Raw genomic sequence first — 14,251 nt, forward strand, 5'->3', positions numbered from 1 at the left:
CCGGCGATTCAGTCCGGTAGGCCCGCCTCGACCCAGCGGCGGATCACCTGGGCCGCCTGGTCGGCGACGGGATTTCCGGCGGGCCGGGTGACCAGGTCGCTGAGCGCGAACATGTCCAACACCCGGCCCAGGTGGGCCCAGTCCGGCGGCAGCGGCAGGTCGGCCGGCTGGTGGGCGGCGTACCCGGCGCGGAAGCCGCTGACGAACTCGGCCGGATAGTCGGCGCCGAACCGCAGCATGTTGGCGGCATCGGCGTACGGGCAGCCGGAATAGCTGAACTCCCAGTCCAGTACGGCGGCCACCCGCCAGCTCCCACCGTCCCGGCTGACCAGGATGTTCTTCGGGTTGACGTCGGCGTGCACCAGTCGGGCGTGGTCGTCCACCCGGGCCAGCGTCGGCGCGTGGCTGCCGCACAGGGCCGTCCAGTTGTCCCGGGTGGGCCGGTCGAGCCGCTCGGTCGCGGCCATGCAGCCCGCCACGACCTCGGGCAACTGCGCCGACCACGGGGGCTCCGTACGCACGGTGAGCTGCTCGTCGACGAAGAAGCCCGGCCGGTCGTACGTCACCGTGCCGATGCCGGCGACCACCCGGCCCACCTCGACGCCGAGGTCGGACAGCCCCGACCCGTCGGCGGCGAGCACCTGCTCCAGCGGGGTGCCCGAGACGTACTCGATGGCGGTGGCCGGGCGGGCGTCCGGGGCCCCCTCGGCGGCCGGCAGCACGAGCAGCACCTCGGGCACCGGGACGTACCGCCGGGCGGTCGCCATGACCGCGGCCTCGACCGCCGGGTCGGGTCCGCCGAGCCGGACCACCACCTCGCCGTCGGCGAGGGTGACCAGGCAGGTTTCGTGGGAGAAGCCGCCGGCCAGCCGCCGGGTCTCCAGCACCCTGCTGCCCAGCGCCTCGGCGACCGTGTGCAGCTCGTCGCTGGTCCGCGAACCGGTCACCCGGGCTCGCCCCGGTCCGTCGGCGCCGTCACTCGTCCTCGACCCAGTCCAGGGTGCGGGCCACCGCCTTGCGCCAGTTGCGCAGCTCGCGGTCCCGGTGCGCCGGCTCCATCGCCGGTGCCCAGTCGGCGTCCTGGCGCCACTGCGCGCGCAGCGTCGCCAGGTCCGGCCAGAAGCCGACCGCCAGACCGGCGGCGTACGCGGCGCCGAGGCAGGTGGTCTCGCTGACCTCGGGGCGGACCACCGGTACGTCGAGTACGTCGGCGAGGAACTGCATCAGCAGCTCGTTGGCGGTCATCCCGCCGTCCACCCGGAGCCGGCGCAGCGCCACGTCCGAGTCGGCGTTCATCGCGTCGACCACCTCGCGGGTCTGCCAGGCGCTCGCCTCCAGCACGGCCCGGGCCAGGTGTCCCTTGGTGACGTAGCCGGTCAGGCCGGCGATGACGCCCCGGGCGTCGCTGCGCCAGTGCGGGGCGAACAGCCCGGAGAAGGCCGGTACGACGTAGCAGCCGCCGTTGTCCTCGACGGTCCGGGCCAGCTCCTCGACCTCCGGCGCGCTGGAGATCAGCCCGAGGTTGTCCCGCAGCCACTGCACCAGCGACCCGGTGACCGCGATCGCCCCCTCCAGGGCGTACGTCGCCGGCTGGTCACCGATCCGGTAGCCGACCGTACTGAGCAGCCCGTGCCGGGAGGCCACCGGGCTCTGGCCGGTGTTGAGCAGCAGGAAACTGCCGGTGCCGTAGGTGCACTTCGCCTCGCCGGGGTGGAAGCAGGTCTGCCCGAAGAGTGCCGCCTGCTGGTCGCCGAGCGCGCTCGCCACCGGTACCCCGGCCAGCGGCCCGACGCTCCCGTTCCCGCTTCCGGGGAGGCCGTCCGCGGTGCCGTAGACCTCCGCCGACGAGCGGATCTCCGGCAGCATCCGGGCCGGGACGCCGAGCACGTCGAGGAGTTCCGGGTCCCAGTCGAGGGTCCGCAGGTCCATCAGCAGCGTCCGGCTGGCGTTGGTCACGTCGGTGACGTGCCGCCCGGTCAGCTTCCAGATCAGCCAACTGTCCATGGTGCCGAAGAGCACCTCGCCCCGGTCGGCCCGGTCCCGCAGGCCGTCGACGTTGTCGAGCAGCCAGCGCAGCTTCGGCCCGGAGAAGTAGGTGGCCAGCGGCAGCCCGGTGCGTTCCCGGAAGCGCTGCTCGCCGTACTCGCTGTCGAGCCGGCGCAGCAGCGGCGCGGTACGGGTGTCCTGCCAGACGATGGCGTGGTGCACCGGCCGGCCGGTGGCCCGGTCCCAGACCACCGTGGTCTCCCGCTGGTTGGTGATGCCGATCGCGGCGAGCCGGTCGGCGCCGATCCCCGCCTCGGCCAGCGCCTCCGGCACCACCTGGCAGACGGCGGTCCAGATCTCCTCGGCGTCGTGTTCGACCCAGCCTGGTCGGGGGAAGATCTGCCGGTGCTCCCGCTGGGCCATCGAGACGATGCGGCCCTCGGCGTCGAAGACGATGCAGCGGGACGAGGTGGTGCCCTGATCGATCGCGGCGACGAACTGACCGGTCATGCGCAGCACCGTACCCGGCGCCCGCGCCGTCGTCATCCGGCCCGGGAGCCGGAAGTCACCCCGTCGGCCGCTCGGACCCGGCGGCATCCAGGTGGGCGCTGATCCGCACGGTCGTGCCCGCCGGACCGCTGTCGACCAGCATCTCGTCGCTGAGCTGCCGGGCCAGCCAGAGTCCCCAACCACCGGCGATCTCCGGCAGGGGGCGCCGGCGGTCGTCGAGCCGCTCGGCTCCGATCCCGGCACCGGTGTCGGAGACGAGGCAGTAGAGGGTCCCTCCGGTACTCCAGAGCCGCAGCCAGCCCTGCCCGCCGCCGTGCCGTACCGCGTTGGTCATCAGCTCGTTGACGGCCAGCACGAAGTCGTCCAGGCGCGCACCCTGCAGACCGGTCGCCTCGGAGCGCGCCGCGACCGCGTGCCGGATCTCGGTCACCCGGTCGGCGTCGAAGGTCTCGGCGAGCAGTGGAGGTGTCCCGTCGGGCGCGACAGCAGTGCGCGCGAGGGGATCAATGTCGCTCATGGCCGTCCCACCGCTGGTCGTCGAGTCCTTTCGTGGCTTTCCCACCCTACGTCAGGGTATGTAGCTGCGCATCCGAGCCGGCCGGTCGACCTGGCCGGGCGTGCGGGTCCGCCCGCTCGGCGAAGCTGTGCGATGGTCTCTGCGTGCCCGATCCGACGAGCGACGCGCCGGGCGGTCGCCGCCGCGACCCGCCGGGCAGCCTCCAGGCGCCGCTGTGGCGGTCCATCGCCGTCTACCGGTTCGCCGCCCTGGCCTACGTCGCGGTACTCGCGGTACGCAACCTGGGCGACTACACGCATCCGGTGTCCGGTGCGGTACTCCTGCTGGCCATGACCGGCTGGACGGTCTTCGCCGGCTACGCGTACGCCGATCCGGCCTGGCGGCGCTGGCCGCTGCTCCTGGCCGACCTGGCCGTGGTGCTGGCGGTGGTGGTCGCCGCCCCCCGGGTGGTCGGCCGGGAGGTGCTCAACGACGGGGTACCCCCACCGAGCGTCGCCTGGCTCGCCGGGCCGGTACTCGCCTGGGCGGTCTCCGGCGGGCGGCGGCGCGGCGTGGTGGCGGCCCTGGTGATCGGCGGCACCGACCTGGTGGCCCGGGAACGGTTCGCCCAGGCGTCGCTGACCGGCGCCGCGCTGATGCTGCTCGCCGGGATCGCCGTCGGGCACGTCGTCCGGCTGGCGGTGATCGCCGAGGAGCGGTTGCAGCGAGCCGTCGAGTTGGAGGCGGCGACCCGGGAGCGGGAGCGGCTGGCCCGGGGGATCCACGACTCCGTCCTCCAGGTACTGGCCCTGGTCCAGCGCCGGGGCGCACACCTCGACGGCGAGGCCGCCGAACTGGCCAGACTCGCCGGTGAACAGGAGGCCGCGCTGCGGGCGCTGATCGCCAGCCGGGCACCGACCGGGCTGGACCGCCAGGAGGTCGACCTGCGTTCGCTGCTCGGCCGGTACGCCTCGGCCACCGTCTCGATCGCCGCCCCGGCCACGCCGGTGCCGCTGCCCGCCGGTACCGCCGGTGAGGTCGCGGCGGCGGTCGGCGCGGCGCTGGACAACGTGGCCCGGCACGGCGGCGGCCGGGGCTGGGTACTCGTCGAGGACGACGCGGCGGCGGTCACCGTCTCGGTCCGGGACGACGGGCCGGGAATCCCGGCGGGACGGCTCGCCGAGGCGGCCGGTCAGGGGCGGCTCGGCGTGGTCCAGTCGATCGAGGGACGGATCGCCGACCTCGGTGGCACGGTCCGGATCAGCTCGGCTCCCGGCGAGGGCACCGAGGTCGAGCTGCGGATCCCCCGGGACCGCACGATCCCCGGGCAGCGCACGTGATCGTGTGGACGGTACCGGCTCGTCTAGGCTCGCCGGTGTGACCGACGAGGGCGTGCCGGCTGTCCGGGTGATGGTGGTCGACGACCATCCGATGTGGAGGGAAGGGGTGGCCCGCGACCTCACCGAGGCCGGCTACCACGTCGTCGCCACCACCGGCGAGGGGCGGCAGGCGGTCCGGGTCGCCCCGGCCACCCGCCCCGACGTGGTCGTACTCGACCTGCAACTGCCGGACATCTCCGGCGTCGAGGTGCTCCGGGCACTGCTGGCCGAGCTGCCCGGGGTCCGGGTGCTGATGCTCTCGGCCAGCGGCGAGGAGCAGGACGTACTCGACGCGGTGAAGGCGGGCGCCACCGGCTACCTGCTCAAGTCCGCCGGGCCGGCGGAGTTCCTGGACGCGGTCCGGCGTACCGCCGCCGGGGACGCGGTCTTCACGCCCGGGCTGGCCGGTCTGGTGCTCGGGGAGTACCGGCGGATCGCCGCCGCGCCGGCACCCCCCGGAGACGACCTGCCCCGGCTGACCGAACGGGAGACCGAGGTGCTCCGGCTGGTCGCCAAGGGGATGTCCTACAAGCAGATCGCCACCCGGCTCGGGCTGTCGCACCGTACGGTGCAGAACCACGTGCAGAACACCCTCGGCAAGCTGCAACTGCACAACCGGGTCGAACTCACCCGCTACGCCATCGAACAGGGCCTCGACGGCGACTGACCCGACTGACCCACCGGGCCGGCCGGGTCGGTCGGGCCGGCCGGGTCACGGCGGGGGCTGGGTCTCGTTGACCGCCAGCTCCTCGGCACTCGCGCCGCCGCCCGCCGCACCACGGTCGATGGCGACGGAGTCGGTCTCGTCGTCGTACCGGGCGCCCTCGTCCGGCTCCACCAGCCGGCCGACCGGGCCGCCGCCCGGCGCGTCGCCGAGGTTGCCATGGTCGTAGATCGAGACCGGGGAGTTCGGGTCGGAGGTGGGACCCGGATCCATCACGTCGGCGTCGAGCTGTGCCTCGGCGGCGGCCTCGTCACTGTCCGCCTCGTCCGAGAGCGCCTGGTCGACGGTGCCGGCGTACGGGTCCTCGACCGGCACGTCGGGTCGCTCCTGGGAGAGCCGGTAGTCCAGCGACTCGCCATCGGCCTGCTCCTCCGCGGTGGTGCCGTACCGGTCCACCGCCAGCGGCCGGTCGGTGGGAAGTGCGGCGGGATCCCAGCCGTCCGCCTCCCGACCGGTCGCGACGTCGTCACCGGCCGTCGAGTCGTCGTCGGCGGTGCCGGGCAGGCCCTCCGCCTCCGGGTCGGACACGGGCGTCGGAAACTCGTCATCGCGCATGACAGATCACTACCCGCTCGCCGGGTACCCGTAACCGGGCGAAGGCGACCGGGCGCCACGCCGACCGCCGCCACCCGGCGGACCCCGCCGCCCCGGTGCGGTTAGCCAGGGCCGAAACGGGAAGGACGGCGACGGCGCGGTCGGTGACCGGCTCCCGCGACGCCGGCCGTCGGCGACGAATGGCCGGGCCGGCGGGGTGGGCGGACCGGTTTGCCAGGTTTCCGCTCGGCCCGCCGTGGTTAATGGGAGCCTCTGATCGAGCGGCCCTAGCCCGCCCTTGCCGTCGCTGGAGGTGACCCATGCGCGTTGGCCTCGTCTGCGCACACGCCGGCCCGCCGCACGAGCGTCGCGGCCACTTCGCCGGCACGCACCAGCACGTGGCCCGGGTGGCCGCCGAGCTGACCGGGCGGGGCCACGACGTACGGGTCTACGAGCGGCTCGACGATCCCGCCGCGCCGCCGGTCAGCGAGATCGGCGGCTACCGGGTGGAGCGGGTACCGGTGGGTCCGCCCCGCGCCACCGGCACCGGCGAACTGGTGCCGTACGTGCCGGAACTCGGCCGCTGGCTGACCGAACGCTGGGCCGGGGAGTGGACCCCCGAGGTGGTGCACGGACACTTCTGGATCGGCGGCCTGGCGGCGGCGAGCGCCGTCCGGGACACCGTCATCCCGGTCGTGCAGACCTTCCACTCCCTCGGCGTCGAGCAACTGCGCCACCTCGGCGAGGCGTACCGGGGTCCGGGGCAGCGGATTCCGCTGGAGCGGGCGCTGACCCGGGCCGTGGACATGGCGGTGGCGCAGTGCACCGACGAGGTCGACGAGCTGACCCGGATGGGGTTGCAGCGCGCCTCCGTGGTGGTGGTGCCGGCGGGCGTGGACACCGAACTCTTCGCCCCGGAGGGCGAGGCGGCGACCCGGGACCGGCGACCGCGCATCCTGGCCGCCGGCGGCCTGGAGCCGGGACACGGACAGGAGGACCTGATCCGGGCGTTGCGGCTGGTCGGGGACGTCGAGCTGGTCATCGCCGGCGGGCCGCCCGCCGAACACCTGAACAACCACGCCGAGGCCCGCCGGCTGCGCGAGGTCGCCGAGTCCAGCGGGGTCGCCGACCAGATCAAGCTGGTCGGCTCGGTGCCGCACGACCAGATGTCCGCCTGGTACCGCTCCGCCGACGTGGTGGCCTGCACCCCCCGGTACGCCTCCGCCGGCCGGGTGCCGCTGGAGGCGATGGCCTGCGGCGTACCGGTGGTCGGCTACTCGATGGGCGGCATCGTGGACACCGTGGTCGACGAGGTCACCGGCCGGCTCGTCCCGCCCGGCGACGTACGCGGGCTGGGCGTGACGCTGCGCCGGCTGCTCGCCGCCGACGCGGAGCGGTTCGCGTACGGGCACGCGGCGGTGGACCGGGTGCGGTGCAGCTACACCTGGGACCGTACGGCCGGCGCGCTGGAGCGCCTCTACGAGCGGGTGGTACTCCGCCGCCTGCCCGCCCCGAGCTGACGAACCGCCGGGACGCCTCTGCCCCGCCGGGGCGCCCCTGTCGACCGGCGGTCAGCGGCGGGGGACCGGTGCGATCGGGGCGGAGCGGCGCCGGTCAGGTACCGCCGTCGACCCGGGCAGTCGGGGACCGGTCCGGGCCGGTGGCGCCGCCGGGGAGCGTACCGGCAGTTTCCGGCCGCGCTGGTCGGGCAGCGGACCGTGCTGGTGCTGCGGCTCGGCGTACCGGGTCAGGCCGAGCACCGCGACCAGGGTGACCAGGAAGCCGACCCCGGCCAACCACTCCCGGCCCGGCCAGATCCGGTCACCGAGCAGCAGCAGCCCGACCACCGCCGCCGGTACCGCACCGGCGGCGTCCATCGCGGCCACCGCCGCCGTCGTCGAGCCGCGCTGCATCGCCAGGCCGAGCAGCAACTGCCCGACGATCGAGTGGACGATCAGCAGGTAGAGCAGGGGGTCCCGGAGGAAGGCGTCGAACGAGTGCACCGAGGCGAGCGGCCGGGCGGCCACCGCGGCGGCCGAGAAGGCCAGCCCGGCCAGCGCGCCGAGCGCCACCGAACCCGGCACGCCGTGCAGGCGTACGGCGGGAAAACCGAGCGCGCCGATCACGCCGAGCGCGACGACCAGGGCGACCACCCCGGCGGTCCCGAGCTGCCGGGACGGCGCCGGTTTCGCGGCCAGCACCAGGGCGGTGATCCCGACCAGCAGGAGTACCAGCAGCAGCACCTCGGCGGCCGGCAGCCGCCACTTGAGCACCAGCACCCCGAGCAGGGCGGTGACGCCGAGCCCGGCCGCCACGCTCGCCTGGACCAGGAAGAGCGGCAGGTCGCGCCGGGCCAGGAAGGCGAGGACGAAGCCGAGCACCTGGCAGGTGAGCCCGACCAGATAGCTGCGGTGCCCGACCAGCCGCAGCAGCAGCCCCGGGTCGAAGGTGTGGTGCAGGGTGGTCCGGGTCGCGGCCATCGACTGGAGCAGGTTGGCCACGCCGTAGGCGGCGATCATGGCCGCGAGGAAGCACCAACCGGTGGACACCTGGCGAGGATAGAGGCTGCTGTGCCGCTTCGCTCGGCCGGCTAGCCGAGCCGGTCGAGCAGATCCTGGTGCAGTTTGCCGTTGCTGGCGATCGCGCTGCCGCCGCCGGGGCCGGGGCGTCCGTGAAGGTCGGTGAAGGTGCCGCCGGCCTCGGTCACGATCGGGATCAGCGCGGCCACGTCCCAGAGCGACAGCTCCGGCTCCACCATCGCGTCGACCGCCCCCTCGGCGAGCAGCATGTAGCCGTAGAAGTCGCCGTACGCCCGGCTCCGCCACACCGAGCGGAGGATGTCGAGTACCGGGTCGAGCCGGCCGGTCTCCTCCCAGCCGTGCAGCGAGGAGTAGCAGAAGCTGGCGTCGGCGAGCCGGCCGACCCCGGAGACCCGGATCGGGGTGGCGGCGGCCTGGTGCCGGCCCGCGTACGCCCCGAGTCCGGTCGCCGCCCACCAGCGGCGGCCCAGGGCCGGCGCGGAGACCAGCCCGACGACCGGGGTGTCGCCGTCCATCAGCGAGATCAGGGTGGCCCAGATCGGCACCCCCCGGACGAAGTTCTTGGTGCCGTCGATCGGGTCGACCACCCACTGCCGGGAGCCGGCTCCGGCGGGTGCGGCGGAGGCGCCGTACTCCTCGCCGAGCACGCCGTCCCGGGGCCGGGTGCGGGCCAGGGTGGCCCGGACGGCACGTTCGACGGCGGTGTCCGCGTCGGTGACCGGCGTCAGGTCCGGCTTCGCCTCCACGTGCAGGTCCAGGGCCCGGAACCGGGCCATCGAGATCGAGTCGGCGGTGTCGGCGAGCATGTGCGCCAGGGACAGGTCGTCCGCGTACCGGGCCATGGCGGAAACCTACTCGATCCGGTCCGCCCCGGTGCGTTAGCATCCCGCGCCGTGGCCACCGAACCGATTTCCGACGCGTCCCCCGAAATGCTGATCGGCCTGCTGGCCGAGTCGGACCGGCTGGCCGCCTTCGCCGCCGTGGTGCTCGGCGCGGGCGAGGTGGCCGAGGTGGCGGAGCGGACCGGGCTGCCCGCCCGGACGGTGTCCGCCGCGCTGCGCCGGCTGGAGTCCGGCGGTCTGGTCGAGACGGTCGACGGCCGGGCGGTCGCCCTGGTCGGGGCGTTCAAGGAGGCGGTACGCGCCCGTCCGCCCGCCCCCGCCGAGCCGGACGCGGAGCTGGACCCGGACCGGGCCGTCGCGGCGGTGCTCCGGGCCTTCGTCCGGGACGGTCGGATCGTGCAGATGCCGGCCGCGCAGGGCAGGCGACGGCTGCTGCTCGAACACGTCGTCACCACCTTCGAGCCGGGGGTGCGCTACTCCGAGCGGGAGGTGAACGCCCTGCTCCGGGCCTGGTACGACGACTACGCCGCGCTGCGCCGCTACCTCGTCGACGAGGTGCTGCTGACTCGCCGGGACGGCGTCTACTGGCGCAGCGGCGGCCCGGTCGACCTGGACCCCGGCCCGGCCGCGAGCGACCCCGACGGCCTGCCCGGGTAGCGACCCGGGGCTACTCGACCTCGCCGGCCCGGGAGGCGAGCAGCCGGCGGTACGACGCCAGCCGGCGCGGGTCGGCGTTGCCGGCCGCCACCCAGGCGTCGAGCGCGCAGTCGGCCTCGTCCGGGGTGTGTTCGCAGTTCGGCGGGCACTCGACGGTCCCCTCGACCAGGTCGGGGAAGCCGTGCAGCAGGCTTTCGGCGGAGACGTGCGCCAGGCCGAAGCTGCGGATCCCGGGCGTGTCGATGATCCAGCCGGGATGGGTGCGCCGGTTGCCGGGCAGCGACGGCAGGCGCAGCGCGACCGCGCTGGTCGAGGTGTGCCGGCCCCGGCCGATCGCGCTGACCGTGCCGACCGCCCGGTCCGCCTCCGGGACCAGCCGGTTCACCAGCGTCGACTTGCCCACCCCGGAGTGCCCGACCATGACCGAGACCTGCTCGGCGAGGAGTCCGCGCAGCTCGTCGAGGTCGGAGCCGGGGCCGACGAGTACGTGCGGCAGGTCGAGTTCCGCGTAGTAGCCGAGCACCCCGTCGGGTTGGGCGAGATCCGCCTTGGTCAGGCAGAGCAGCGGCTCGATGTCGGCGTCGTACGCCGCCACCAGGCACCGGTCGATGAACCCGGTCCGGGGCGGCGGGTCGGCCAGCGAGCTGACGATCACGAGCTGGTCGGCGTTGGCCACCACCACCCGTTCGAGCCGCCCCTCGGCGGTGGTCTCGTCGTCGTCGGCGGTACGCCGCAGCACCGAGCGGCGCTCGGCGATCCGGACGATCCGGGCCAGCGCCCCGGCCGTCCCGGAGGTGTCGCCGACCAGGGCGACCCGGTCACCGACCACCACCGACTTGCGGCCCAGCTCGCGGGCGCGCATCGCGGTGACCGTCCCGCCGTCGGCCCGGTCACCCCGTCCGGCCGCCGGGTCGTCGCCGACCACGCAGGTGTAGCGGCCCCGGTCGACGGCGATCACGAAGCCGTCGACGGCGTCGGAGTGCTGTGGCCTGGTCCGGGTACGCGGACGCGACGACCGCCCGGGTCGTACCCGTACGTCGTCCTCGTCGTACTCCCGCTTGCCCGCCAGCTCCGCTCCCCGTCTCGTCTTCCGGCGACGGCGACCAGCGAGGGGACCGAACGGTCCCGGCTATCGGCGCCCGTCGCCGCCGGTCACCATCGTCGACCATAGTGCCGGGAACTCGGGCATGGTCTTGGAGGTACACGCCACGTCGTCCAATTCGATGCCGGGCACGGCGAGCCCGATCACCGCCGCCGCGTGCGCCATCCGGTGGTCGGCGTAGGTCCGGAACGTCCCGCCGCGCAGCTGCCGGGGCCGGATCTCCAGCCCGTCGGCGGTGTCGGCGACGTCGGCGCCGAGGCCGGTCAGCTCCCGGGCCAGCGCGGCGAGCCGGTCGGTCTCGTGGCCCCGGATGTGGCCCACCCCGCGCAGCCGGGACGGCGAGTCGGCCAGTACGGCGAGGGCGGCCAGCACCGGGGTGAACTCGCTGACGTCGGAGAGGTCGGCGTCGACCCCGCGGATCCCGCCGGTGCCGCTCACGGTGAGACCGTCGGTGCCGAGGGTCACCTCGCCGCCCATCCGGGAGAGCAGCTCCCGCAGCGTGTCGACCGGTTGCAGGCTGCTGCGCGGCCAGCCGAGCAGGGTCACCGTGCCGCCGGTGACCAGCGCGGCGGCGAAGAACGGCACCGCGCCGGAGAGGTCCGGCTCGATGTCCCAGCCCCGTCCGGAGAGCCGACCCGGCTCCACCACCCAGACGTCCGGGCTGGCGTCGTCGACCGCGGCACCGGCGGCCCGGAGCATCTGCACGGTCATCCGCAGGTGTGGGGCGGACGGGACCGGCGGGCCGACGTGCCGGACCACGATCCCGCGTTCGAACCGGGCCCCGCCGAGCAGCAGCCCGGAGACGAACTGGCTGGAGGCGGAGGCGTCGATCACGACCTCGCCGCCGAGCACCCGGCCGGCGCCCTGCACGGTCAGCGGCAGGCTGGCGCCCTCGGTGGTGTCGATGCGAACCCCGATGGCGCGGAGCGCGCCGACCAGCGGGCCGAGCGGGCGGAGCCGGGCGTGCGGGTCGCCGTCGAAGGTGACCGGCCCCTCGGCGAGCCCGGCGACCGGCGGCAGGAACCGCATGACGGTGCCGGAGAGCCCGACGTCGACGTGCGCCGGGCCCTGGAGCGGACGGGGCCGGACCAGCCACCGCTCGTCGTCCACAATGGAAACGTGGGCGCCCATCCCGCGCAGCCCGGCGGCCATCAGCTCGGTGTCCCGGGCGCGGAGCGGGTGACGCAGCGTGGAGGGGCCGTCGGCCACCGCGCTGAGCACCAGCGCCCGGGCCGTCAACGACTTGGAGCCGGGCAGCCGCAGCGTCGAGGCGACCGGGTCGGTCGCGGTCGGCGCGGTCCAGGGCTCGAGCGGACGGACCGCCGTGAGGTTCGGCACCGGTACATTCTGCCCCGGCGGCCGGGGAGCCGGATCGGAGCATCGGCCCCTCCCGCCTGACGGGACGGCCGGCCGGCGCCGGAGGCGCTAGCGTGGCGGGCATGTGCGGCAGGTACGCGACCACCCGTAGCGCGGCCGATCTGAGCGCGCTCTTCGAGGCGTACGACGAGACCGGTGGGCGGCTCGCCGCCGACTACAACGTCGCGCCGACCGATCCGGTGCCGGTCGTACGGGTCTGCCCCGACTCGGGCGGTTCGGTGCTCTCGGTGGCCCGTTGGGGGCTGCTGCCGCACTGGGCCAAGGACACCCGGGGTGCCGCCCGCATGATCAACGCCCGCGCCGAGACGGTCGCCACCACCCGGGCGTACGCGCAGTCGTTCGCCCGGCGCCGCTGTCTCGTCCCGGCCGACGGCTGGTACGAGTGGGTCCGCCGGGACGGCGGCAAGCAGCCGTACTTCATGACTCCGCGCGACGGCGGGGTGCTCGCCTTCGCCGGACTCTGGTCGGTCTGGCACGGTGCCGGCGACCCGCTGCTCACCACCAGCGTGGTCACCACGGCGGCGCTCGGCGAACTGGCCCTGGTGCACGACCGGATGCCGCTGCTGCTGCCCCGGGAGCGCTGGTCCGACTGGCTCGACGGCGACGACGACCCGGCCCTGCTGCTCGCGCCGCCGGACGAGAAGTCGCTGGCCGAGATCGAGATCCGGCCGGTCGGCAGGGGCGTCGGAGACGTCCGGAACGACGGTCCGGAACTCCTGGCCCGGGTCACCGCCCCGCCGCTGCGCGCGTTACCAGAAGAACCGATCGCGTCGACGCTGTTCTGAGCGCGCAACCGCGTATTTGCCTGCACCGATTTGCCACCCTTCGAGGTGGATCGTCGCCCGCAGTTTTCCACACCTTTGCCGAGAGCACTTGTCACGCATCGTGGTGGTGCGATAGAACACAGCGCCGGCAGTGGGTGTCGGCTCGCACCGGGCGAGCGGCACTCACCGATCTTCGTCGGTCCCACGGGGGAGGTGGGTGAATGACACGGGCGCGGATGCCACGCCCGCACGAGGTTGCCGCGGCACGACGAGACCCGAGGCTGCTTCGGGCACTCAGTGAGCGGCGCCTGGACGATGCCTGGCGTACCCGGGGGGTGTGCCAGAGCGTGGACCCGGAGACATTTTTCCCGGCACCCAGCGAGCCGGCCGACTCGGCCGTCGCGCTGTGCCGGACCTGTGACGTACAGGGACCCTGCCTCGCCTGGGCGCTTGAGGTGGGTGACTGCCACGGCGTATGGGGAGCGACCACGCCGCGTGAACGCCGGGCGATGCTGGTCGCCTGGCGGGATCAGGTGGAGCGTGATCCGGACGCGGCCGGCGACGCCGGACCACCGGTCCGGGACCGCCTGCTGACCCTCGTCCCGCTCAGTTCCAGCCGCCGCTGACCCGGCCACGTTCCAGCCGCCGGCCCACCCGACCACCGCCGACCGCCAGGTCACCCGGTGGACGGTGCCATACAGTGGCGCCGTGCGGCACGGTGACGAGATCGACACTCCACGGGGCCCCGCCCGGGTGGACGTCGACCTGCCGCGTCCCCGGCCGGCGACCCTGCTGGTGCTCGGGCACGGTGCGGGCGGCAGCGTGGACTCGCCGGACCTGGTGGCGCTCCGGGACGCGGCGGTCGGGGCCGGGATCGCGGTGGCCAGGGTGACCCAGCCGTACCGGGTGGCCGGCCGGCGGGCACCGGCCCCCGCCGGTCACCTGGACGAGGCGTGGGTGGCGGTCGTCACCGCACTGCTGGGCCGGTACGCCCCGACCCCCACCCTGGTGGTCGGCGGCCGGTCCAGTGGCGCCCGGGTCGCCTGCCGTACCGCCGGTGTCCTGGGCGCCTCCGGGGTCGTCGCGCTCGCCTTTCCGCTCCATCCGCCCGGCCGGCCGGAGCGGTCCCGGGCGGCGGAACTGCGTACCGGACTGCCGACCCTGGTGGTGGGCGGCGATCGGGACCCGTTCGGCGTACCGGCCGAGGAGCCGGGCATCCGGGTCGAGGTACGGCCGGGCGAACGGCACGACCTGCGGCTCGACCCGGCGGGAACCGCCGGGCTGGTGCTCGGCTGGCTGCGCGAGCGGGGCTGGGCGGGCTGAGGTCCGGGCCGGCCGTT

At 74.7% G+C, this 14,251-nt stretch carries 15 protein-coding genes; 7 read left to right on the forward strand and 8 right to left on the reverse strand.

What is annotated here, in order from left to right; genetic code table 11:
• Window positions 1-8: 8 nt before the first annotated feature.
• The 3 genes from C6W10_RS10610 to C6W10_RS10620 are packed head-to-tail and all read right to left on the reverse strand — an operon-like array spanning window position 9 to window position 3,013.
• The gene (locus C6W10_RS10610; protein WP_107257922.1) at window positions 9-947 is read right to left on the reverse strand and encodes a phosphotransferase family protein; all 939 of its coding nucleotides are present in this window, start codon (window positions 945-947) and stop codon (window positions 9-11) included.
• A 28-nt stretch (window positions 948-975) separates the two neighbouring features.
• Complete coding sequence (glpK, locus tag C6W10_RS10615) at window positions 976-2,496, reverse strand: glycerol kinase GlpK (RefSeq protein ID WP_107263831.1); 1,521 nt, start codon at window positions 2,494-2,496, stop codon at window positions 976-978.
• A 55-nt stretch (window positions 2,497-2,551) separates the two neighbouring features.
• On the reverse strand, window positions 2,552-3,013 hold the full coding sequence (locus C6W10_RS10620) for an ATP-binding protein (protein ID WP_107257923.1): 462 nt from the start codon (window positions 3,011-3,013) through the stop codon (window positions 2,552-2,554).
• A 143-nt stretch (window positions 3,014-3,156) separates the two neighbouring features.
• On the opposite strand from C6W10_RS10620, the gene macS reads away from it, so the two are divergent.
• Both macS and C6W10_RS10630 read left to right on the forward strand, forming a co-directional pair.
• Entirely contained in the window at window positions 3,157-4,332 is a 1,176-nt protein-coding gene (gene macS / locus C6W10_RS10625; protein ID WP_107257924.1) for a MacS family sensor histidine kinase, read from the forward strand.
• Window positions 4,333-4,402: 70 nt separating this feature from the next.
• Complete coding sequence (locus C6W10_RS10630) at window positions 4,403-5,038, forward strand: response regulator transcription factor (RefSeq protein ID WP_107263832.1); 636 nt, start codon at window positions 4,403-4,405, stop codon at window positions 5,036-5,038.
• A gap of 45 nt (window positions 5,039-5,083) precedes the next feature.
• Here the strand turns inward: C6W10_RS10630 and C6W10_RS10635 are convergent, their stop codons facing one another.
• Window positions 5,084-5,650: a DUF5709 domain-containing protein gene (locus C6W10_RS10635; protein WP_107257925.1), complete on the reverse strand. Its 567-nt coding sequence runs from the start codon at window positions 5,648-5,650 to the stop codon at window positions 5,084-5,086.
• 299 nt (window positions 5,651-5,949) lie between these two features.
• Between C6W10_RS10635 and C6W10_RS10640 the strand changes: the two genes are divergently transcribed.
• Complete coding sequence (locus C6W10_RS10640; protein ID WP_107257926.1) at window positions 5,950-7,149, forward strand: glycosyltransferase; 1,200 nt, start codon at window positions 5,950-5,952, stop codon at window positions 7,147-7,149.
• Window positions 7,150-7,200: 51 nt separating this feature from the next.
• Here C6W10_RS10640 and C6W10_RS10645 read toward each other — a convergent pair whose 3' ends face one another.
• Window positions 7,201-8,148 carry a hypothetical protein gene (locus tag C6W10_RS10645; RefSeq protein WP_234361891.1) on the reverse strand — a complete coding sequence of 316 codons (948 nt, stop codon included), beginning with the start codon at window positions 8,146-8,148 and terminating at the stop codon, window positions 7,201-7,203.
• Between the two features lie 71 nt (window positions 8,149-8,219).
• The gene (hisN, locus tag C6W10_RS10650) at window positions 8,220-9,011 is read right to left on the reverse strand and encodes a histidinol-phosphatase (protein ID WP_107257927.1); all 792 of its coding nucleotides are present in this window, start codon (window positions 9,009-9,011) and stop codon (window positions 8,220-8,222) included.
• Window positions 9,012-9,062: 51 nt separating this feature from the next.
• Here hisN and C6W10_RS10655 point away from each other — a divergent pair, with 51 nt between their 5' ends.
• Entirely contained in the window at window positions 9,063-9,668 is a 606-nt protein-coding gene (locus C6W10_RS10655; protein WP_234361692.1) for a DUF2087 domain-containing protein, read from the forward strand.
• A gap of 10 nt (window positions 9,669-9,678) precedes the next feature.
• Here the strand turns inward: C6W10_RS10655 and rsgA are convergent, their stop codons facing one another.
• The gene (gene rsgA / locus C6W10_RS10660) at window positions 9,679-10,626 is read right to left on the reverse strand and encodes a ribosome small subunit-dependent GTPase A (RefSeq protein WP_234359494.1); all 948 of its coding nucleotides are present in this window, start codon (window positions 10,624-10,626) and stop codon (window positions 9,679-9,681) included.
• A gap of 171 nt (window positions 10,627-10,797) precedes the next feature.
• Complete coding sequence (gene aroA, locus C6W10_RS10665; protein ID WP_107257930.1) at window positions 10,798-12,108, reverse strand: 3-phosphoshikimate 1-carboxyvinyltransferase; 1,311 nt, start codon at window positions 12,106-12,108, stop codon at window positions 10,798-10,800.
• Window positions 12,109-12,209: 101 nt separating this feature from the next.
• On the opposite strand from aroA, the gene C6W10_RS10670 reads away from it, so the two are divergent.
• The 3 genes from C6W10_RS10670 (at window position 12,210) to C6W10_RS10680 (ending at window position 14,234) form a co-directional block, all read left to right on the forward strand.
• Window positions 12,210-12,932 carry an SOS response-associated peptidase gene (locus tag C6W10_RS10670; RefSeq protein WP_107257931.1) on the forward strand — a complete coding sequence of 241 codons (723 nt, stop codon included), beginning with the start codon at window positions 12,210-12,212 and terminating at the stop codon, window positions 12,930-12,932.
• 200 nt (window positions 12,933-13,132) lie between these two features.
• Window positions 13,133-13,537: a WhiB family transcriptional regulator gene (locus tag C6W10_RS10675; RefSeq protein WP_107257932.1), complete on the forward strand. Its 405-nt coding sequence runs from the start codon at window positions 13,133-13,135 to the stop codon at window positions 13,535-13,537.
• 82 nt (window positions 13,538-13,619) lie between these two features.
• Window positions 13,620-14,234, forward strand: coding sequence for an alpha/beta family hydrolase (locus tag C6W10_RS10680; RefSeq protein WP_107257933.1), 615 nt, complete (start codon window positions 13,620-13,622; stop codon window positions 14,232-14,234).
• Window positions 14,235-14,251: the final 17 nt, after the last annotated feature.

Source organism: Plantactinospora sp. BB1, from assembly GCF_003030385.1.
Lineage (GTDB): Bacteria > Actinomycetota > Actinomycetes > Mycobacteriales > Micromonosporaceae > Plantactinospora.